The organism is Microbacterium sp. IO18, from assembly GCF_049099505.1.
Lineage (GTDB): Bacteria > Actinomycetota > Actinomycetes > Actinomycetales > Microbacteriaceae > Microbacterium > Microbacterium aurugineum.
This window is the reverse complement of record NZ_JBMJAF010000001.1, coordinates 188,832-208,684: the sequence shown is the minus strand read 5'-3', so window position 1 is coordinate 208,684 and position 19,853 is coordinate 188,832. Positions and strand designations below refer to the sequence as shown.

Sequence of the window (19,853 nt, the reverse complement as noted above, 5' to 3'; positions counted from 1 at the left end):
CCGGTCAGCCCACCGGCGTGCAATCGTCGCAGACCGCCCACCGCGCCGCGGCCGCAGCGAGCTCCAGTCGGAGTGCGACGACGCGCGTCGCTGCCTCTTCGAGCCGCTCCGCCGGCAGGGTGCCCTTCTCCACCGCCGTGGCGATGCCCGCCGCCATCGCGCCCGCCGTACTCGCATCGGAACCGGCGATCATCAGCACGAGGTCGTTTCCCGCCGCGATCGCGGACACTCCGTTCGCCACCGGATCCGCATAGGCGGGATCGCCGGATGACAACAGCATTCCGAGATCATCCGTCACCGCGACCCCGTCGAAGCCGAGCTCCTCCCTGGCGATCTCATGCCACTTTGCGGAAAGAGACGCCGGCGATGCGTCGACGGCCGTGTAGGCGAGGTGGCCGTACATCAGGAGGGATGCCCCGGCGTCGATCCCCGCTGCGAAGGGCACCGCCTCGGTCTCGCGCCACTGGTCGAGGCCCATCGTCGTGCTCGGGATCAGGTGATGCGAGTCGCCGGGCGCCGCACCGTGTCCGGGGAAGTGTTTGAGGGTGGAGGCGACGAACTGCTCCTGGGCGGTGGTCGCGGCGGACACCCGGTCGGCGGCGCTCGCCGGGTCGGTGCCGAGGGCACGGCCGTAGATGAAGGTCCCGGGATCTGCGGTGACGTCGGCGACCGTTCCGAAGTTCACCGTGATCCCCGCGCGCCCGACCAGCGAACCGCGGGCGGTGAACGCCGAGGTCGTCTCGGCGACCGGGAGGTGCTTCAACGACGAGGACGCCGGGTAGTCATCACCGTGCAGGCGCGACACGATGCCGCCTTCCTGATCGACCGCGATCAGCGGTGGGAGCTCTGGATCCACCGTCAGGGCCGTCGTCAGACTCTGCAGTTCGCCCTCGGTGGCCGGAATGTTGGCACCCATGAGGATGAACCCGCCGAGGCCGGACTCCATGTACGCACGGAGCATCGCCGGATCCGTCCCTGCCATATGCCCCATGACCACGGTGGACGCCTGCTCCGCCACCGACATCCCTCGCACGAGCGCGGTCGCATGGGCGGTTAAGTCACCGGGCTCAGCCGCCGTTGCGGCGACGGTCGGAGTCGTCGTCGGCACAGCGCTCGACGCCGTAGTCGCCGGTGAGACGCAGAGAACCGTGGTCGCGACGATGACGAGGGCACCGGCGGCCCATCGTCGGGGTCGGGACATGGTGACTTCTCCGCGGCGCCGCCGTGTCAGCAGCCGAGCGCGTCGGCGATGGGCACCGCCGACGCCGGGTCGCCGTTGCCGAAGCGGATCGTCCGCCCGATCGTGCACGGCCCGTGCAGCGATGCGGCGATGACGGCGGCCACATCGGCTCGAGACACCGCACCCCGCCCCGTGGGGTCGATCTGGATCCGTGAGGTCGGTTCGTCGAAGGTGAGCGCGCCCGGTGCGAGGATCGTGCCCTCGAGCCCGCTCGCGCGCAGGTGTTCGTCCGCAGCCCACTTGGCATCGGCGTAGGGGAAGAAGGAGTCGTCCTCGGGAACGCCGTGGTCCGCCGTCGACCCGAGCCACGAAACCATCACATAGCGCCGCACGCCGGCCCGCTCCGCCGCGTTCATGGAGCGTTTCGCGGCATCGCGATCGACCGCGTACGTGCGCTCCGGGGATCCGCCCCCGGCACCGGCGGACCAGACGACCGCGTCGTGACCGCGGATGATCTCGGCGAGTGCCTCGACGTCCATACTCTCGACATCGGCGACCAGTGCTTTCGCCCCAACGGCTTCGACGTCGGCGACATGGGCCGGGTTTCGGATCACCCCCGTCACCTCATCGCCTCGCTCGACGAGCAAGGGAGCGAGCAGGAGGGCGATGCGGCCGTGGCCGCCGAACACGAGGATGCGTGACATGCCCTCACCCTACGCGCCTGAGCTGACGTCGGCTCGGTCCGGCATCGCCGTCCGCGAGTTTCCGTTCCTCTACACTCGGGGCAAAGGTGCCGACCCGAATGGCATCTTCCCGGACACCAGGACGACGATGCCCACACCGCTGATCGAGCGTGAGATCACCCGACGCGTCTCCCTCACCACTGCACACGGAGCACTGAATCCGGAAGCCCTCGGTTGGTCGCGTACACCGTTGCACGACACATCCGGCATCCCCGGCCGCCGACATTGGGGGCGCAACAAGCGCTGGGAGTACTGGAACGTGATGTCGCCCTCGCACATCATCGCGTTCACGGTCTCGTGCGTCGACTACTTGGCGTTGCATGAAATCTGGGTCCTGGATCGAGCGACGGGCGAGGATGTCGGATCCACCGTGATCTCCGCCGGCGGACGCAGCGCGACGCTGCCTTCCTCGCTCGGAGAGGGGCCTGCCAGGGCGCGCACCCGTCGGCTCACCCTCGAGATCGATGACGCCGTCGACGGGACGCGTCTGCGGGGCAGCGCCCCGAGGCTGTCGTTCGACCTGTTCGCGGCGCGTCCGGTGGGTCACGAATCGCTCGGCGTCGTCGTGCCGTGGCGACGGTCAGAGCGCACCGCGCGGTTTCAGTACACGGTGAAAGACGTGGGTCGGCCCACGACGGGAACTGTCACGGTCGATGACATCGCACACGAGGTGCCCACCGGTAGTTGGGCGGTGCTGGACCACGGTCGTGGTCGCTGGCCGTATCGCGTGCACTGGAACTGGGCGGCCGGAAGTGGCATCGTCGACGGGCGGGTCGTCGGGTTGCAGCTCGGCTCGAAATGGACGGACGGCTCGGGGGCGACGGAGAACGCCCTCGTGGTCGATGGCCACCTGTCGAAGATCAGCGAAGAGCTGGTGTGGGACTACGACTCCGAGAACTTCCTGCGTCCGTGGCGAGTACACGGCGAAACCGCCGATCTGACGTTCTCCCCGTTCTACGACAAGCGTTCCCGCACCAACGCGGTCGTCATCGCCAGCAGAACAGACCAGTTGTTCGGAGTCTGGACGGGGTGGGCGCTGGACGATAGGGGAACGCGGGTGCGCGTCGACGGCATCGAAGGCTTCGCCGAGGATGTGCTCAACCGGTGGTGACGCGGTCGTCCGACGATCGCAGTGCTCGCTGGACACCCTCCGCGGCCGAGCGACCGGCACGGTTCGCACCGATCGTGCTCGCCGAGGGGCCGTAACCGACCAGCTGCACGCGGGGATCGACGACAGCGGTCGTGCCTCGCCCGTTCCGGTCGAGCTGGATACCTCCGGCCGCGCTGCGCAGGTGGAGAGGAGCCAGATGAGTGATCGCGGGGCGGAACCCCGTGGCCCACAGGATGACGTCGACCCGCTCGAAACTCCCGTCCGCCCAGCGCACACCGTCGGGTTCGATCCGCTCGAACAGGGGGCGTCGGTCGGCATACGCTCCGAGACGCTCGGCCTCGCGCTCCTGCGGGCGCAGCATGAGCCCGGTGACGCTGACCACACTCTGCGGAGGAAGCCCGGCCGCGACGCGCCGCTCGACGAGCGCGACCGCTGCGGCCCCCGCCTCAGGGGTGAAGTCGTCCTCCCGCCAGACCGGCTCCCGGCGGGTGACCCACAGGGTCTCGGTGATCGGCGCGAGCGCTCCGAGGAACTGCACGGCGGACGCTCCTCCCCCCACCACGAGCACGCGTTTGCCGATGAAGTGCTCCGGCCCCGGATAGTCCACGGTGTGCAGCTGCTCTCCGACGAACGTCTCCATGCCGGGGAAGTGCGGCAGGAACGGGTGCGACCAGGTACCGGTCGCATTCACGAGCGTGCGGCTCGTCCACTCCCCCTCCCGGGCTCGCACGACGAGCACTCCATCCTGGTCTTCCACGCGCTCGACGTGCACCGGGCGGAGCACGGGAAGCGCATGGGTCTTCTCGTATCGGGCGAAGGAGGCGGGCACGGCCTCGTTGGCGCGTGCACCGTCACGCGGCGGCGGAGTGTCGCCCGGGAGCTCCGCGACACCGTGCACGTCACGCATCGTCAGCGCGTCCCATCGGTGCTGCCACGCGCCGCCGGGCCGCTCGTCGGCGTCGAGGACCACGTGCGAGATCCCGAGCCGCGAGAGGTGGAACGATGCCGAGAGACCGGCCTGCCCTGCGCCGATCACCAGACTGTCGAGGATGCTCACGCCGACTTCAACGTCGCGGTCGGTGCGCTTGTTCCTGCACACTCCTGCCGCACACGAGGACGCGCCCGGGATGCTCACCCGGATTGGTGCTCGCGTCGATTCGTGTAGTACTCTTTTCAAGTTGCTCCGGCTGGTTCGGAACAGCGTCTGGGCCTGTGGCGCAGCTGGTAGCGCACCTGCATGGCATGCAGGGGGTCAGGGGTTCGAGTCCCCTCAGGTCCACCGAAAAGCCCCCGGTTCTCCGGGGGCTTCTTCCGTTCGCGGAGCCGTCCTAGCGCGCGTCCTCACGACCGTCAACCCGGTTCAGCCCGCGCACGGTCCGTCGTATCGTCGACACATCTCGACGAAAGGATGCGATCATGTCGAACCCGATCATTCCCCCGATTCCGCCGATCCCCGACGACGAGGACCGCGAGGGAGCACCCACCCAGGAAGTCGACGGTGAGCGCATCCTCGACCCGGACGTGGACGACGCGCTCATCGACAGCGCCGAGGCCGACCGCGTCGCCGCCGGAGCCGACGACGACGCCGACGACACCGAGGTCTGACCCGGCGACCGCCTCCCTCCCGGGCGATCACTTACACCTGGGCCCGTAGACTTACTTTCATGGCATCGGTGGCGGCGACGTGGTCCGGAAGGAGCTCATCGAGCGTCTTCCGAGGCGTGCTGTCGGGCGTGCTGCTCGTCGCTGCGATCATCGTCGGGCTCATCGGCATGCACACCCTGAATCTGCACGGAACCGCGGCGGCGGACGCCCCCGCAGCGGCGGCGATCTCGGGGGGCCACCCCGCGTCGATCTCGGGGGAACACCCCGCGTCGGTGCAACACGGCATCATGCAAGCACCCCCGGCCGGGAGCCCCACCGACACGACCCAGATGTCGTGCCCGGCGTGCGGAACCGACGATCACGTCAGCATGGCGATGATGTGCGTCCTCGGGCTCCTCCTCGCCCTCGTGCTCCTTCTCGTGCCGAGCCTGATCCGAGGCTGGCTCCAGCCACTCCTCCAGTCACGATTCCTTCCTTCCTTCCGCGCACAGGCCTTGCCCCGCGCTCCCTCTCTTCACGTTCTCTGCATCAGTCGCACCTGAGCAGTTGTCGAGCCCGCACTCCTCCGCCGGCTCCCGGCTTCTCACCTCGCGCGGCGCCGTCCGGCGCGCGCGCAACGACCATGCATATTGGAGATATCCCATGAAGATTCGTGCTGCGGCAACAGCCGCGCTCACCGTGTCCGCTGCCCTGCTTCTGTCCGGTTGCGGAACCGGCACCGACGACGTTTCCATGCCCGGCATGGATCACGGATCCGCGTCGCCCTCGACCGGCGTCAACGATGCCGACGTCATGTTCGCATCGATGATGGTCGTCCACCACGAGCAGGCGATCGAGATGAGCGACCTCGTGCTCGATGCGGAGGGCGTAGACCCCGCGGTGACCGACCTCGCCGAGCGAATCAAGGCCGCTCAGGGGCCGGAGATCGACCAACTCCAAGGGTGGTTGGGCGAGTGGGGTATCCGCTCGGACGATCGCGACATGAGCGGGATGGACCACGGGGACGGGATGATGAGCGAGGACGACCTCGCTCAGCTGCGCGCCGCCGACGGCCTCGAAGCATCCCGCCTCTTCCTCGAACAGATGATCGTGCACCATGAGGGCGCCGTCGAGATGGCGCAGGTGCAGGTCGAGGACGGAAACGACCCGGAGGCGATCGCACTCGCCGAGGCGATCATCGAGGCCCAGACCGACGAGATCCAGGAGATGAACGACCTCCTGGCCGCTCTCTGATCCCGCTCAGGGGCCGGTGTCGGCGTGCTCCGCTGACACCGGCCCCACCTCGTACGAAGGACTTCATCCTGAATCAGCCTCTCCGCACGACCACGCCTGTTCTCTCCGCCTCGCGCCGACGGAGATGGAAGCCATCCACGGCATTCGCCGCGCTGGCCGTCGCTGCGATCGCGCTTGCCGGATGCGCGGCTTCCCCTTCCCCCACCGATGTCGACTCAGCGGCGCAGGAGATACTCGCCGCGCACGGCCTCACCGGGCTCGAGGTCGGCGACGTCGTCGAGCGACTGGATGCGATGCCCGTCGCGGACCGGCCGGCCGATCTCCTTGCGTCCGTCGAACCGGACGCACTCGTCCTTCGCGATGCGAACGGCCGTGAAGGCCGACTGCCGTTGCCCCGCGACGCGGTGTATATCTCCGTCGCGCCGTTCCGTGATCAGACCCATGAGTGCCACTTCCACAGCCTCACGACGTGCATCGGCGAACTCTCCGACACCGAGGTGCGGATAACCTTGACCGCTGCTGACGGAACAGTGCTCGTCGACGAGACACGGCGCACTCAGGACAACGGCTTCACGGGTCTCTGGGTGCCTCGGGGCATCGAGGCAACGCTGAGCGTCGAGAGCGCGGGCTTCACCGGAGCGGTACCGATCTCCACCACGTCGCCGGATGACCCCACCTGCATCACCGACCTGCAGCTGCTCTGACCCGGAGCGTCGCCGGCAGGGTCTCTAGGTCGCCAGCAGCGGTGGCTGACCAGGGATGGAGATCGGGCGTGTCGCTCGATTCGAGTCGCCCAACCGTTCGACGTCCTCGAGCACCTCGAACACCGTCCCGTAGCGTGTCGCGAGCGGCAGATCGCGCAACCACGTGACCTCGACTTCGGTCTCGGCGAGTTCGTACACGCACGCTACCACGTGACGCGGATCGTTCGGCGAGTAGCGAAGGTCGTTGATCACCCACTCCGACGCCGTGATGCGGTTGAGCATGAAACGCGGATCCGGCAGTTCAGACATGTAGGCCCTCCAGGACTTCCTCTCTGAAGAGAGTGCGCCACGCAAGCGTGGCGCGGAAGCCCCTTGACACCACGCGCCGAGGGTGCCGTCGGCCTACGACCCGGACTCGGCAGACCCCGCCGAGGCGACCTGAGCCCGCCACCACGGCGTCTCGATGAAACCGCGCTTCATGAAGACCAGCTCCATCGCCGCGTTCCAGCCTCTGACGCCCTTGAGGTGCGCGATGGTCCCGGTGAGGAAGTCGTGCAGCGTCTCGGTGCTCGGCAGGATGATCTCGCAGTAGAGCGAGTTCTCCTCGAGCGCGGCCGCGAGGAATCGCACGGACACGTGCTGCGCCAGAGTCTGCGCCACGGAAGCGATCCGCGACGGCTCGACCCGCAGGATCAGCAGGGTCTCCGCGCTCATGCCCAACGCCGACGCCGGCACCATGGTCACCGTGGTCAGGCACCCGGCGTTGCGCATGCGCTCATAGCGACGGCGCACACTGCTCTCGTTCATGTCGAGCGTGTCGCCGATCGACTGGAACGACGCGCGTCCGTTGTGGCGAAGCTCCTCCACGATGGCACGATCGGCATCGTCGAAGTGCGTGGGATCACACGTGTTCGGCGCCGGCATGTACGACTGCGGGTCGCTCGCGGCTTCGGCATGGGCGTCGTAGAGCTGTCGCCCCCAGTCGAAGCTCACCTTGTAGGTGTGCACGACCAGGTCGCTGCGCCAGCGTTCGACTCCCGGAATGGCCTGCAGATCCGTGAGCACGTGTGCATAGGTCGCCGAGTCGCCGGGGATGACGACCTCCGCGAAGACGTCGAACTTTCCGGTGACCAGGGTCACGAACCGCACGTACGGCGAGCCGATCAGCGCCTGCGCGACGGTCAGCTGCGATCCGGGCGTGCAATTGATGCGCACGAAAAAAGTCTCGACGTGCCCTTCGCTGCCCAGGGTCGGCACGATGCCCACCCGGACCAGCCCTTCGGCGAGCAGTTGCTGTCCGCGACGGGTCACGGTGGAGACGGGGGCCCCCGCGAACTCCGCGATCGACGTCCAGCTCGCCCGGCCGTCCTGCTGCAGAGCGACGACGATCCGTCGATCGAGATCGCTCACTTCCCTCGTCAGGTGAACGCTGCTCATCGGGTCGGCGGGTACACCCGGTGCAGGAACGAGCGCACGGTCTTCGTCCACGCCTCTGCCTCCTCGATCTGCGGGGAGTGCCCCGATTTCTCGAACACCACCATCTCGGAGTCCGGGATGAGATCGGCGATCGTCTGGCTACACGATACTGGCGTGATCCAGTCCGTCCGCCCCACCGTGATGAGTGTCGGCACACCGATCTCCGGCAGCCGCGGCTTGAGATCGTAGTTCGGGAGGTTCACCGAGAAGGCGTAGTTGTGCGCGCGATAGCGATACGGCGTCGCCTGCACTTTGCGTTCGGTGGCCTCCGGGTCGTAGACGAAGTCGTACAACGGGAGGATCTCGCGCCAGCAGTCCTTCAGGTCCTCGTCGTCGTACACCTGCCCCACGTCGATGCGGTCGAACTTCTCCATGTCGATCGTGACGCGGTCGGAGGCCAAGGCGTTCTCGCGCGCGAGGTGGGCGTTGGAGTTGTCGGGCGACGTGTCGCGCAGCACGATCGCGGCCACGCGCTCCGGATACCGCAGGGCGTATTCCATCGCCATGAACCCACCGTAGGAGCCACCCGCCATCACGATCTTCTCGGCACCGATCCACTCCCGCAGCCCGTCGATGTCCGCAGCCCACTGTTCATGGCTGTAGATCCCCTCGCCCTCGCTCACCCCGCTGCCGCGTGCATCGAACGCCACGACGCGGTACTCGTCGGCGAGGCGGCCGAAGCTGGCGCGCGGTTCGGCGCGCGACCCGAGCCCCGGTGCGCCGTGATGGGTGATGATGACCGGCGCACCCTCTGGGCCCAGTACCTCGACGGCCAGGTGGTTTCCGTTGATCTCGACCCATTCGTGGTCACTGGTGGCTGCGGCGAACTCCGGGGACACCGGCGGGGTGGTCGTCATGGTTCTCTCTCTCGAATTCCGGGGCGTCAGAGCGCGATGGTGCAGTCGTCGAGGCTGCGGGGGAAGGAGGTCAACGGCTCGGCACCGGTGTCGGTCACGAGCATGCTGTCGCTGATGCGGTACCCGGCATGCCCCGGTACGTAGATGCCGGGCTCGTTCGAGACGACCATGCCCGCTTCCAACGGCGTGGGATCGCCGTCCTCCAGCCAGGGAGCCTCGTGCATGCCGAGGCCGATTCCGTGCCCCTGGCGGTGGCGGATGAACTCGCCCAGACCCGCATCGCGGATCACGTCGAGGCACAGCCGGTTCGCCTCACGGCATTCGAGCCCGGCGCGGATGGTCTCGCGTCCACGCAACTGGGCCGCATGGATCGTGTCGTGAAAACGGCGTTGCTCCGCTGTGGGCTCGCCCAACACGAAGGTGCGCTCGCCTTCGATGAAGCGACCACCGACTGCGCAGCCCAGCGACAGCATGAACGTGTCGCCGGCTTTGAGGCGGTTGACCGACGGAAGACCGTGCGGGAACGCGGAGTTCGCGCCCGAGTAGACGAGCCCACCGGCGAGCAACGCGGCCACCACCACGTTATGGTGCTCGGCGTACATGATGCCCGTGCCTGCCGCGGTGACGTGACGTTCGAGTTCGGCCTCGGTCGGCAGGTCTCCCCCGGCGCCGATGGCCTCCGTCACCAGCGCCACACCGGCGTCGAGCATCCGATCGGTGATGCGAGCGGCCTCGCGGTGCAGCACGACTTCTTCGGGGAACTTCACGAAGCGGGTGCGGGTGACCAAGTCCGACCCGACGAGGTCAGCACCGGGCATCGCTTCTCGTGCAGCCGCGAGTCGTGAATACGGCATGGTCGAGGTGAACCCCACCCGGCCCCGCGGTGTGACTGCACGGGCCAGCACCTCGAACGGTGCGACGACTCCGGGGAACTCGAAGAACGAGACCAGCTCCGCCCGGGAGGACTGGGACTGGGCGTACTCGCGCTCGAGCTCCGGCAGCAGCATGACGACCCTGCCCGTCGCTTCGAGCCAGACCGCCACGGGGCGCTCGGACGGATGGTGGAAGAAGCCGGTGAGGTACGCGATGTCCTCCGGACTGTCGGTGAGGAACGCGTCGAAGCCTTCCTCGGCCATGCGCTCGCGCACGCGTGTCTGCACACGGTCGAAGAACTCGGGTGCGAGTCGCTGGTCGAACTCGGTCATCACAGGCTCCTATCGGGCGAGGTGGCGCGGGTTGCGCGCGTCGTTGTAGGCGATCGAGAGCAGCGTGGCCGAGAGCACCAGGATCAGGATCGCGATCGAGGGGAAGAGCGTCAGCCACCAGGCGCTCACCATGGCACCGGCCTGCTGCGCTTCGTAGAGGATGCGCCCCCAGGACCAGGTGGTCGGATCCCCGAGGCCCAGGAAGGCGAGTCCCGCCGCCGAGAGCACCGCCCGCGACGCCGTCACGACCACCGAGACCACGACAACCGGGGTCACGGCGGGGAGGATGTGTTTCGTGATGATCCAGACCGGCGAGGTGGTCATCAGGCGCGAGGCATCGACGTAGGGCAGCCCGACGACGGTCAGCGCCTGTGAACGCACGAGTCGGGTCACTTCCGGCCACGAGAACGCCGCGACGACGAAGATGATCGTCGACGTGCTCGGCCCCACGAGCGCGGCGATGAGGATCATGAGCGGCAGCACCGGCAGCGAGAGCGTCATGTCGACGATCACGCTGATGACACTGTCGAGCTTGCGGAAGTAGGCGCCGAGCACGGCGATGATCGTGCCGAAGACGATCGCGATCAGTGAGGCGGCGACCGCGACGAGAACGCTCTGCTGCGTGCCCCAGATCACTTCGGCGAACACGTCGCGCCCGAGGGCGTCGGTGCCGAACCAATGGTCGCCGCTCGGCGGCCGCAGCACGTCGGGGCCGTAGCTGGCCGGATAGGGCGCGATCAGCGGAGCAGCGAGCGCGACGACGACGAGCAGGATCAGAAGGCCGAGTGAGATCATCCCGAGCGGGTCACGGCGGAACGCGCGCCAGGTGTGCGCGCTCGCCCGTTCGCTGCCCGTGGCGGTCGGTTCGCTCGGTGCGAGGGTCTCGGAGGAGGGCATCGGAGCGGTCATGAGGTCTTCACTCTCGGGTCCAGGTAGCCGTAGATGATGTCGGTGATCGTGTTCGCGACCACGACGGTGATGGCGAGCATGAGGAAGGCCCCTTGCAGCACGGGGAAGTCGAGCTGGGTGACCGCCTCGTAGATGCCACGGCCGATACCGGGGTAGGCGAAGACGGTCTCGGTGAGCACCGCGCCCCCGACCAGGAATCCGAGCTGCAGGCCGATCAGCGTGGTCGTGGGAAGCAGCGCATTGCGCAGCGCGTGCTTCCAGAGAATGCGGCTGCCGCGGATGCCGTTCGCCTTGGCCAGGAGGATGTAGTCCTCCCCGAGCGTCTCGATGAGTGTCGACCGCATGGTGAGCACGTACGAGCCGACTTGGATGAGCATGAGTGACACCGCGGGGAGGACGAGGTGCTGCGCGACGCTGAGGTACCAATCGAACCCGTAGGTGTTGTTGGTGTAGGCACCGCCGATCGGGAACCAGCCGAGGTTCAGCCCGAACACGAACAGCAGGAGGATCGCGACACTGGGGACGAACAGCGACTGTCCCGTGACCCCGACGACCTGCACGGCCCTGTCGATGAACCGTCCCTTGTGGGAGGCGGCGGCGACACCGAGCGGCACGCCGATGACGATGGTGAGCACCAAGGCTGTGACGGTCAGGAGCAGCGTCCACGGCAGCCGTTGCATGAGCACATCGGTCACCGGGATCGACTGCGTGAACGAGATTCCGAGGTTGCCCTGCAACAGCTGCCACATGTAGAGCCCGTACTGCACGATCAGGGGCTGGTCCAGCCCGTACTGCTCGAGGATGGTCGCCCGGATGTCGTCCGTCATGTTCGGGCTCGCCAGCGCCAGCGCCGGGTCGCCAGGGAGCAGACGCAGGAGCAGGAACGTCACGGTCACGGCGAACCAGATCGTGAGCAGACCTCGACCTGCGCGACGGAGAATGAACGATGCTCGGGACACCCGGGCGACCTTCCTCGAGAGTGCAGTGGTGGTTACTCGACCGGGTACGCGCTCGCGAGCGAGAGCGGGTTCACGATCGAGAGCAGTTCGCTCGGCTTCGAGATGAAGCCGGCCCATTCATCGCTGGCCGCGAAGAACAGATTCTGCGTGTACATGATGTTGTCGTAGACCTGCTCGTGCACGATCTTGTTCGCCTCGCGCATGATCGAGATCTTCTCGTCTTCCTCGAAGGTGACCATGCCCTCCTCGATCAGCGCGTTGAGGTCGGGGTCGTCCACGTGGGTGTAGTTGATCGCTCCGCCGGGGAGATACGAGAGCGCGAAGTTCGTCACCGGGTCGTCCATGATGGCGAAGTTGCCCGCATAGATGTCGTAGTCCCCCTCATTGGTCATGGAGAGGTAGGTGTTGCGCTCCGTGCCCTGCAGCTCGATCGTGATGCCGGCTTCCGCCGCGCTGTCCTTCACCATCTGCGCCCACTGGCTGGTCACGCTGTCCTGCAGCGAGTAGATCAGCCGGAACGAGAGGGGGAACTTGCCGCTCGCGTCCGCCGTGTAGCCGGCCTTCTCCATGAGGGAGCGTGACTTCTCGGGATCGAACTCGTACTCCTTCACCGAGTCGTCGTAGTACTTCGCGAGCACCGGCATCAGCGCACTCGAACCCGTCGAGACGGCCTGCCCCTGGAGCACCACGGTGCGGATCGCGTCGTAGTCGACCGCGTGGGCGAGCGCCTGGCGAACCTCGGTCTTCGCGAGGTCGGGCTTGTCCATGTTGTAGACCAGGTGGGCGTACCCGAGTCCCGGCGCCTCCATGACCTGCAGGCCGTCGGTGCTGCTGAGCTGTTCGACCTGCGCCGGCGGCAACGCGTTCGCGATCACGTCGATCTCGCCGCTCTGCAGCGCCAGGATCTCGGTGTTCACGTCGGGATACACGCGGTACACGACCTCTGCGGGTCCGGGCACTCCGCCCTCGACGAGAGGATAGTCCTCCACGCGCTCCAGGGTGTAGTGCTGGCCGACCTGGAAGTCGCTCATGATGAAGGGCCCCATGCCGACCCAGCCGCCGTCGCTGCCGTCGTTCGCGAACTCCGCGATCGACCCCTGCGGCTCGAACACGTGCTGCGGAACGACGACACCCCAGAACCCGATCTCCTCGATGATCGACGAGTCCGGCTGGGTGAGCGAGAGCTCGACCCTCGTGTCCGATACGGCGGTCGCGGTGTCGAGGTTGCCCAGCTGTCCGTAGAACGTGCCGGGTGCCTGGTCGCGCTTGACGGCGTTGAGCGTCCACGCGACGTCCTCGGCGGTCAGGGGCTCGCCGTCGCTCCAGGTCAGATCGTCGCGGATCTCGTAGAAGCCGGTGGTGCCATCCACGTAGCCCCAGTCGGTGGCGACATGCGCTTCCTTGGTGCCGTCGTCACTGATGCTCAGCAGATGCGGATACATCAGGTTCGTGATCCACGAGTCCGTGCGGCTGTTGCCGAGGACCGGATTGAAGTTCACGACGTCCGTCGTCGTGCCGATGCTGATCGTCTCCTCGCTGGGGCCGGAGGAGCCGGACGACTCCCCCGGTTCCGGCGCAGACGGGGCGCACGCGGCGAGACCGACGGCGAGAGCCGCGGCCGCACCGAGGGCGAGGAACTTGCTGTACTTCATCAGACCCAGACCTCCTCGAGTACGCGCAGGGTGTTCCCTCCGACGACGGCGCGAATCTCGTCGTCGGAGTAGTCGTGCTTCACGAGCCAGCCGATGATGTTGTAGAAGGCCTCGGCCGGGTTCTCGATGCCGTCGACGTACGGCTGCTTCTCGTAGTCGACGTTGGCGTGCGCCTGTCCGAGCGACAGGTTCGACGAGAACGCGTCGTGCAGGCCCACGTGATCGCCGAACAGCGTGTCGGGACCGAAGCTGACGTGCTCGAGGCCCACCAGGTCGACGCAGTACTGGAAGTGATCCATGACCGACTCCAGCGAGTGCCGCGGGTGCTGGGGCGAGATCGTCGTGTGCGGGGCCGCCTCGATACCGATCACGCCGCCGCGCTTCGCGCACTCGATGATCGTCTCATCGGTCTTCATGCGGTTCGTCGGCCACAGCCCGCGCGCACCGGCATGTGTGATGAACACCGGCTTGGTGGAGTGGGCGATCACGTCGAGGCACGTCTGGTCTCCGGAGTGGGAGATGTCGATCGCGATGCCGAGCTTGTTCATCCGCTCGACGGCGCGCTCGCCGAAGTACGTCAGACCGCCGTCGCCGCGCTCCTTGAGCCCACCGCCGAGCATGTTCGCCTCGGAATAGGCGATGCCCATCTGACGCACGCCGAAGCCGTAGAGGACGTCGAGGCGGTCGACCTCGTTCTCGATCATCGTCGAGGCCTCGAGAGCGAAGATGTGTGCGACACGGCCGGTCTCAGCGGCGTGGCGGATGTCCTTGATCGACTCGGCCTTGATCACGAAGTCCTGGTGCGCGAGGTCGGCCATGCGCACACCGAGGTCGAACAGCACGTCCTGGTACTTCCATCCGGCGTCACTGGAGATGCAGCAGGTGCCGTCCATGCCGTTGTCGAACACGGCCGTGAGACCCGAGCGGGCCAGGCCCTGGTAGGCGGTGGGTTCGCGGCCCTGGCGGATGTGGTCGCGCAGCTCGCCCATGTCCTCGGGGAACACCTGCACATGCTCGTGCAGGGAGATCACGGTCTCCTCGCGGAGCAGACGCTCGGTGCGTTCCTGCTGGGCGTCGCTCAGCCCGAGGTCATACGCCGGCACGCGGCCGATCTGCGGGGCGTAGCGGAACTCGCGGTAGTCCTTGCCGGCTTCGAGATAGTCGTACGCGGTGTAGCCGGTATACCGGCCAGCTTGTTCGAGCACGAATGCGCTCCTTCGGTTCGATGATGCGGGTGCCACTCCCGATCGACGAGCGGGAGATTCCTCGAATCTGAAGGAATTCGGCACAGAAGTCAACCCTCGTGATTATCTTCGGCTGAAATGTTTCCTGTTCGAAACATTTCAGAGCCAGGATGCTGGCATGATGGCATCCATGGAGAACACATCCGCCCCCCAGAACGCCGTGGTCCTGGACGTGAAGGGACTCACCGTCACCCTCACCGGCGAGGGACGCCGGCACCGCGTGGTCGACGACATCGATCTCGTCGTGCGACGCGGCGAGGTGTTCGCGCTGCTCGGTGAGTCAGGCTCGGGCAAGTCGATGACCGCACGCGCGATCATGGGACTCCTCGACGACGGAGACGTCGAGGCATCGACCATGTCGCTGAGCGGAACCGACCTCCTCTCCCTCTCCGCCGAGCAGCATCGACGCCTGCGTGGCGTGCGCGTCAGCCTGGTCATGCAGGATGCCCTTTCCGCTTTGAACCCGGTCCTCAGCATCGGCGACCAGATCATCGACCTCCTCCGCGCTCATCGCAGCATCGGCCGCCGCGCTGCCGAAGCACGCGCGGTCGAGCTGTTGACCCTCGTCGGTATCCCCACCCCCGACAAGCGCGTGCACGACTATCCGCACCAGTTCTCCGGCGGTCAGCGCCAGCGCATCCTGATCGCCATGGCGATCGCACTGGATCCTGATCTCATCATCGCGGATGAACCGACGACCGCGCTCGATGTGACGGTGCAGGCGCAGATCCTCGACCTGCTGCTCTCCTTGCGCGAGCGGCTGGGGATGGGCATCCTGCTCATCACGCACGATCTCGGTGTGGTGATGGAGGTCGCCGATCAGGTCGCGGTCATGCGCACCGGACGCATCGTGGAGTCAGGGTCCGCCGATGAGGTGCTGACGAAGCCGCAGCATCCGTACACGGTGCAGTTGCTGAACTCGATGCCGCGGGATGTGAGCGCCGCCGCAGAAGACGACGGTGGCGCCCCCATCCTCGAAGGACGCGGCCTGGAGCGCACGTTCCGCTCGGGCAGTGGTCGCCGCGCGCATCGCGTCGCCGCGGTCGCCGGTGTCGACCTCGAGCTCCGACACGGCGAGATCCTGGCAGTCGTCGGCGAATCAGGCAGTGGCAAGTCCACACTGGCGCGCATGCTCGTGGGTCTGGATTCCCCCGACGCGGGCACCCTGCGCTACCGCGATCAGGACGTGACCAAGGGACGACTGCGCGACCGGAAGATCCTGCGACGCGGAGTGCAGATGGTGTTCCAAGACCCGTACCTGTCGCTGAATCCACGGATGACCGTGCAGCAGATCATCGCGGAACCACTCGCCGCCACTCATACCGGGACACCGGCGACCCGACGTGCACGTGTCGCAGAGCTGCTCGAACTCGTGGGCCTGACTCCGGAGATGGGCTCGCGATTCCCCCACCAGTTCTCGGGCGGTCAACGTCAGCGGATCGGTATCGCGAGGGCGCTCGCCCTCGACCCCGACGTCCTGGTGTGCGACGAACCGGTGTCTGCGCTGGATGTCTCGATCCGCGCGCAGATCATCGACCTGCTGTGCGACCTGCGTGAACGCCTGGGCATGTCGATCGTCTTCATCGCACACGACCTCTCGCTCGTGCGTCATATCGCCGATCGCGTCGCGGTGATGTACCTGGGCAACCTGGTCGAGATCGGAGACACGGAAGAGGTCTACCGTCGTCCCGAGCACCCGTACACGCGGTCGCTCCTTTCGGCGATTCCCCCGCAGACGCGCGCCGATCGCGGCATGCTCGCCCGTCGCACACGGCTGACGGCCTGACCCCGACCCGGCGCCGGGTCAGCGGCTCGGTCGCACCGTGAGGTCGGTGATCTCCGCGTCGCGCGGGAGGTCGAGTGCGGTCAGGATCGTCGTGGCGACAGACTCCGGCGTGATGAATCGCTCGGCGTCGTAGTCCTGCCCCTCCTGCTGATGCACGCGCTCCTGCATCGGGGTGGCCGTACGCCCCGGGTAGATCGACGTGACGCGAACACCGTGCTGCGCCTCTTCGGCCCGCAGCGCATCAGCGAGAGCGCGGAGCCCATGCTTCGACGCCGCATAGGCGGACCAGCCGGCGTGGGCGCGGAGTCCCGCACCGGAGTTCACGAACACGATCTGTCCCTGCGACACACGGAGGACCGGAAGCAGGAGACGTGTGAGTTCGGCTGGCGCGACGAGGTTCACCGCGAGCTGCTGCTCCCAGAGCGCGGGCGGCAGGTCGGCCACCGCGCCGAGATCGACGACTCCCGCGACATGGATCAATGAGTCGATGCGATCCGGGAGCTGCTGCTTCGAGAGCGCCCACGACAGACGGCCCGGTTGCGCGAGGTCGCCGACGAGCACACGAACGCCCGGTAGCGCCGCCGCGACCTCCCGGGCACGCCCGGCGTCGCGCACGAGGGCGACCACGTCATCCCCGCGATCCCGAAGACGACGGGCGAGGACCGCTCCGATGCCGGACCCTGCACCGGTGATGAGGTGCGTGGGCATGTCAGCTGGCGTCTGCGGCGGGCTCGACCACGTCGATCGGAACGACGGGGCAATCCTTCCAGAGACGCTCGAGGCCGTAGTACACGCGCTCTTCCTGGTGGAAGACGTGCACGATCAGGTCTCCGAAGTCCAGCAGGACCCACCGGGCCTCCGCACGACCCTCGCGACGGACACGCTTGTGCCCAGACTCGATCAGACGGTCTTCGATCTCATCGGCGATAGCGGCGACGTTCCGCTCACTGTTCCCGGTGACGAGAAGGAAGATGTCGACGAGCGGGAGGGGCTCGGAGACGTTGAGCGCGACGAGGTCCTCACCGCCCTTGTCGACGGCGGCTTGTGCTGCGAGGCGCAGCATCTCTTCGGCAGTTTCAGGTGATTGCATCAAATCAATTTCGTGGTGAAGGCGATGACGAGAACGACGCCGATCGCGAGGGCGAGGCCGCCGGCGATGATGGCGAGGGTCACCATCAGTCGGTTCCCCTTCTCGGGGGCAGGAGGTCGGATGACCTCACCCGCGGGCTTGATGGTACTGATCGCCGAACTCGCGGCGATCGGTGTGGGCGAGGACGCCGGCGGGAGCTCCCCGTCGATGAGGACAGCGTCGATGTCCTTGCCATCGGTCGTTCCGAGTGCATGTCCTTGCGAGCCCATGCCCTGCGGGAGCTCATAAGACCCGGTGACCAGGATCTCGCCCGTGGACGCGACGGGCCCCGAGAGCGAACCCTCCCCCGGCGACGGGGTGAAGATCAGAGCGTTCGGAGCGGAGTGCTGCGAACCGGTGGAATCGCCGACGGCGAGCAGTTCGTCGAACGACGGACGGAACGGCGCATGTGCATCGGAGGCATCCGCAAGGATTCCCTCGCCGAACGCGGAGTTGACCGTGGGACGCTCCTCGATGGGTTCGTCGTCAGCACCCACATCGGCCAAGACATCCTCATCGGCCGCCTGGTCGTCGCCGTCGGTCGTGAGACCGAGAACGGCTTCGACGTCGTCGGTCACGGGCTGTTCGGCCGGTTCTTCCGTGGTTTCGGCTTCGGTTTCGGCTTCGGCTTCGGCTTCGAGGGGGACGTCGCCCACAGCATCCGCCGCGACGGACGCACTGACCGGCGCCACAGCGACCTCGTCGTCCGCATCATCGTCGTCGGCGTCGCCGGGCTCTTCGTTCACGGAGATGAAGGTCGGGATCCCCGAGACGATCTCCGCTGCCTCGTCCGCACCGGCCGTCGTCTCAGACGGCTCTTCGACGTCGGCCTCTTCCGTGACCTCCGCCTCCACGACGGGTACCGACGCGGTCCGGACCTTCTCGAGCTCACGCGCTTGGCGTCGGGTCAGCGGGGCTTCACCGCGCTTCGACTCGACGCTGCCTTCGTCGGCGTCGGGGGCCGACCGCGGTGCCGCGTCCGGTTCCGCCGCGGCGGACTCTTCGACCTCTGCGGGTGCGACGACAGGCGGGAGCGGGGGCGGGAGCGGGGGCGCGGGCGGTGCCGCTTCGGCCGCCGCAGCGGCTTCCTCCGAGGAGATCACCGGGGTGGAACCCGTCAACCGGATCTCTCGCAACTGCTTGCGCGTCAGCGGACCCTGCCCCTGCTGATCCGATGTACTCATGCCTTGCTCCGATACAGATGATGCTTCGCGATGTACTGTACGACCCCATCAGGGACCAGATACCAGACCGGCTGATCGTCGCGAACGCGTTCACGGCAGTCCGTCGACGAGATCGACAGCGCCGGCACTTCCAGTTGGCTGACGTTGTCGCTCGGGAGGCCGTCTGTGCTCAGGACATGTCCTGGCCGAGAGACCGCGACGAAGTGGGCCAACTCCCACAGCTCATCATGGTCCCTCCAACTGAGAATTTGCGCCACGGCATCCGCGCCGGTGATGAAGAAGAGCTCCGCATCCGGCCGATCCTTCTTCAGGTCACGCAGCGTGTCGATCGTGTAGGTCGGGCCCTCGCGGTCGACATCGACCCTGCTCACGGTGAACTGCGGGTTCGAAGCGGTGGCGATCACGGTCATCAGGTAGCGGTGTTCGCTCGGCGAGACGCCCGACTTCTGCCACGGGTGCCCGGTGGGGACGAAGACGACCTCATCGAGCCCGAAGGAGTTCGCGACCTCGCTCGCTGCGACCAGGTGGCCGTGATGGATGGGGTCGAACGTACCGCCCATCACGCCGATGCGCGGGGTGCGCGGGGTCGCAGCGTCGCTCATGGGGGCCTAGTGGCCGTGTCCCGCCTCGTGGCCGTCCTTGCCGTGCTTCGCCGCCCAGGCCTCCGCCTTCGCCGAGTGCCGGTTGGCGACGTTCTTGTAAGACAGGGTCACCAGCGCGAGGAAGGCGAACACGATCGCGGCGATGACTCCGAAGATCACCGTTTCGAGCGCGACGTTGCCGTGGTGCTCGGTTTCGGCAGCGGCCATCGCGATCTGTGCGACGAGGTTCATCCTGACTCCGTTTCGTGGCGTGCTGTTCGGGATCCTGTGAGGT

22 protein-coding genes and 1 tRNA gene are annotated in these 19,853 nt (G+C 67.1%); 7 read left to right on the top strand and 16 right to left on the bottom strand.

Annotated features, from left to right (window positions below; all coding sequences use genetic code 11):
- Positions 1 to 4 precede the first annotated feature (4 nt).
- Entirely contained in the window at positions 5 to 1,201 is a 1,197-nt protein-coding gene (locus tag ACLF6J_RS01050) for a glycoside hydrolase family 3 N-terminal domain-containing protein (RefSeq protein WP_244093457.1), read from the bottom strand.
- A 26-nt stretch (positions 1,202 to 1,227) separates the two neighbouring features.
- Positions 1,228 to 1,884, bottom strand: coding sequence for an SDR family oxidoreductase (locus tag ACLF6J_RS01045; RefSeq protein WP_131491210.1), 657 nt, complete (start codon positions 1,882 to 1,884; stop codon positions 1,228 to 1,230).
- Between ACLF6J_RS01045 and ACLF6J_RS01040 the strand changes: the two genes are divergently transcribed.
- Positions 1,883 to 3,034: a DUF2804 domain-containing protein gene (locus ACLF6J_RS01040; RefSeq protein ID WP_244093458.1), complete on the top strand. Its 1,152-nt coding sequence runs from the start codon at positions 1,883 to 1,885 to the stop codon at positions 3,032 to 3,034. The genes ACLF6J_RS01045 and ACLF6J_RS01040 overlap by 2 nt on opposite strands.
- On the opposite strand, the gene ACLF6J_RS01035 is transcribed toward ACLF6J_RS01040, so the two are convergent.
- A complete protein-coding gene (locus ACLF6J_RS01035; RefSeq protein WP_134351421.1) occupies positions 3,021 to 4,091 on the bottom strand; it encodes an NAD(P)-binding domain-containing protein in 1,071 nt (356 codons plus the stop codon). The two genes, ACLF6J_RS01040 and ACLF6J_RS01035, sit on opposite strands and share 14 nt — an antisense overlap.
- 149 nt (positions 4,092 to 4,240) lie before the next feature.
- Between ACLF6J_RS01035 and ACLF6J_RS01030 the strand changes: the two genes are divergently transcribed.
- The 5 genes from ACLF6J_RS01030 (at position 4,241) to ACLF6J_RS01010 (ending at position 6,576) form a co-directional block, all read left to right on the top strand.
- A tRNA-Ala gene (locus ACLF6J_RS01030) sits at positions 4,241 to 4,313 on the top strand.
- Between the two features lie 137 nt (positions 4,314 to 4,450).
- Positions 4,451 to 4,639: a hypothetical protein gene (locus ACLF6J_RS01025; protein ID WP_131491214.1), complete on the top strand. Its 189-nt coding sequence runs from the start codon at positions 4,451 to 4,453 to the stop codon at positions 4,637 to 4,639.
- A 59-nt stretch (positions 4,640 to 4,698) separates the two neighbouring features.
- Positions 4,699 to 5,181, top strand: coding sequence for a DUF6153 family protein (locus ACLF6J_RS01020; protein ID WP_131491215.1), 483 nt, complete (start codon positions 4,699 to 4,701; stop codon positions 5,179 to 5,181).
- Positions 5,182 to 5,281: 100 nt separating this feature from the next.
- Positions 5,282 to 5,872 carry a DUF305 domain-containing protein gene (locus ACLF6J_RS01015; protein WP_134351423.1) on the top strand — a complete coding sequence of 197 codons (591 nt, stop codon included), beginning with the start codon at positions 5,282 to 5,284 and terminating at the stop codon, positions 5,870 to 5,872.
- 293 nt (positions 5,873 to 6,165) lie between these two features.
- Positions 6,166 to 6,576 carry a CueP family metal-binding protein gene (locus tag ACLF6J_RS01010; protein WP_244093460.1) on the top strand — a complete coding sequence of 137 codons (411 nt, stop codon included), beginning with the start codon at positions 6,166 to 6,168 and terminating at the stop codon, positions 6,574 to 6,576.
- A gap of 24 nt (positions 6,577 to 6,600) precedes the next feature.
- Here ACLF6J_RS01010 and ACLF6J_RS01005 read toward each other — a convergent pair whose 3' ends face one another.
- The 8 genes from ACLF6J_RS01005 to ACLF6J_RS00970 all read right to left on the bottom strand — a co-directional run bounded on the left by ACLF6J_RS01005 (position 6,601) and on the right by ACLF6J_RS00970 (position 14,839).
- On the bottom strand, positions 6,601 to 6,885 hold the full coding sequence (locus tag ACLF6J_RS01005) for a hypothetical protein (protein ID WP_047519894.1): 285 nt from the start codon (positions 6,883 to 6,885) through the stop codon (positions 6,601 to 6,603).
- A 93-nt stretch (positions 6,886 to 6,978) separates the two neighbouring features.
- Positions 6,979 to 7,986, bottom strand: coding sequence for an Lrp/AsnC family transcriptional regulator (locus tag ACLF6J_RS01000; protein ID WP_232761694.1), 1,008 nt, complete (start codon positions 7,984 to 7,986; stop codon positions 6,979 to 6,981).
- Positions 7,987 to 8,009: 23 nt separating this feature from the next.
- On the bottom strand, positions 8,010 to 8,909 hold the full coding sequence (locus ACLF6J_RS00995) for an alpha/beta fold hydrolase (protein ID WP_134351427.1): 900 nt from the start codon (positions 8,907 to 8,909) through the stop codon (positions 8,010 to 8,012).
- Between the two features lie 26 nt (positions 8,910 to 8,935).
- Positions 8,936 to 10,114, bottom strand: coding sequence for a M24 family metallopeptidase (locus ACLF6J_RS00990; RefSeq protein ID WP_134351429.1), 1,179 nt, complete (start codon positions 10,112 to 10,114; stop codon positions 8,936 to 8,938).
- 9 nt (positions 10,115 to 10,123) lie between these two features.
- Positions 10,124 to 11,023, bottom strand: a complete 900-nt coding sequence (locus ACLF6J_RS00985; protein WP_231554951.1) for an ABC transporter permease — start codon at positions 11,021 to 11,023, stop codon at positions 10,124 to 10,126.
- A complete protein-coding gene (locus ACLF6J_RS00980) occupies positions 11,020 to 11,982 on the bottom strand; it encodes an ABC transporter permease (protein ID WP_047519888.1) in 963 nt (320 codons plus the stop codon). The genes ACLF6J_RS00985 and ACLF6J_RS00980 overlap by 4 nt, the downstream gene beginning before the upstream one ends.
- Positions 11,983 to 12,014: 32 nt before the next feature.
- Positions 12,015 to 13,634 carry an ABC transporter substrate-binding protein gene (locus ACLF6J_RS00975; protein WP_134351431.1) on the bottom strand — a complete coding sequence of 540 codons (1,620 nt, stop codon included), beginning with the start codon at positions 13,632 to 13,634 and terminating at the stop codon, positions 12,015 to 12,017.
- The gene (locus ACLF6J_RS00970) at positions 13,634 to 14,839 is read right to left on the bottom strand and encodes a dipeptidase (protein WP_131491222.1); all 1,206 of its coding nucleotides are present in this window, start codon (positions 14,837 to 14,839) and stop codon (positions 13,634 to 13,636) included. Before ACLF6J_RS00970 ends, ACLF6J_RS00975 begins: the two co-directional genes overlap by 1 nt.
- Before the next feature lie 169 nt (positions 14,840 to 15,008).
- On the opposite strand from ACLF6J_RS00970, the gene ACLF6J_RS00965 reads away from it, so the two are divergent.
- Complete coding sequence (locus ACLF6J_RS00965) at positions 15,009 to 16,664, top strand: dipeptide ABC transporter ATP-binding protein (RefSeq protein WP_208526468.1); 1,656 nt, start codon at positions 15,009 to 15,011, stop codon at positions 16,662 to 16,664.
- An 18-nt stretch (positions 16,665 to 16,682) separates the two neighbouring features.
- On the opposite strand, the gene ACLF6J_RS00960 is transcribed toward ACLF6J_RS00965, so the two are convergent.
- From ACLF6J_RS00960 to ACLF6J_RS00940, 5 genes are read right to left on the bottom strand one after another with little or no spacing between them, the layout of a single operon-like run.
- On the bottom strand, positions 16,683 to 17,372 hold the full coding sequence (locus ACLF6J_RS00960; protein ID WP_134351435.1) for an SDR family oxidoreductase: 690 nt from the start codon (positions 17,370 to 17,372) through the stop codon (positions 16,683 to 16,685).
- Position 17,373: 1 nt separating this feature from the next.
- Positions 17,374 to 17,754: a ribosome silencing factor gene (gene rsfS, locus ACLF6J_RS00955; protein WP_047519881.1), complete on the bottom strand. Its 381-nt coding sequence runs from the start codon at positions 17,752 to 17,754 to the stop codon at positions 17,374 to 17,376.
- Positions 17,754 to 18,977, bottom strand: a complete 1,224-nt coding sequence (locus ACLF6J_RS00950) for a hypothetical protein (RefSeq protein WP_134351437.1) — start codon at positions 18,975 to 18,977, stop codon at positions 17,754 to 17,756. Before ACLF6J_RS00950 ends, rsfS begins: the two co-directional genes overlap by 1 nt.
- Positions 18,974 to 19,579 carry a nicotinate-nucleotide adenylyltransferase gene (gene nadD / locus ACLF6J_RS00945; protein ID WP_047519877.1) on the bottom strand — a complete coding sequence of 202 codons (606 nt, stop codon included), beginning with the start codon at positions 19,577 to 19,579 and terminating at the stop codon, positions 18,974 to 18,976. Before nadD ends, ACLF6J_RS00950 begins: the two co-directional genes overlap by 4 nt.
- Before the next feature lie 6 nt (positions 19,580 to 19,585).
- A complete protein-coding gene (locus ACLF6J_RS00940) occupies positions 19,586 to 19,810 on the bottom strand; it encodes a hypothetical protein (RefSeq protein WP_047519875.1) in 225 nt (74 codons plus the stop codon).
- Between the last annotated feature and the right edge of the window lie 43 nt (positions 19,811 to 19,853).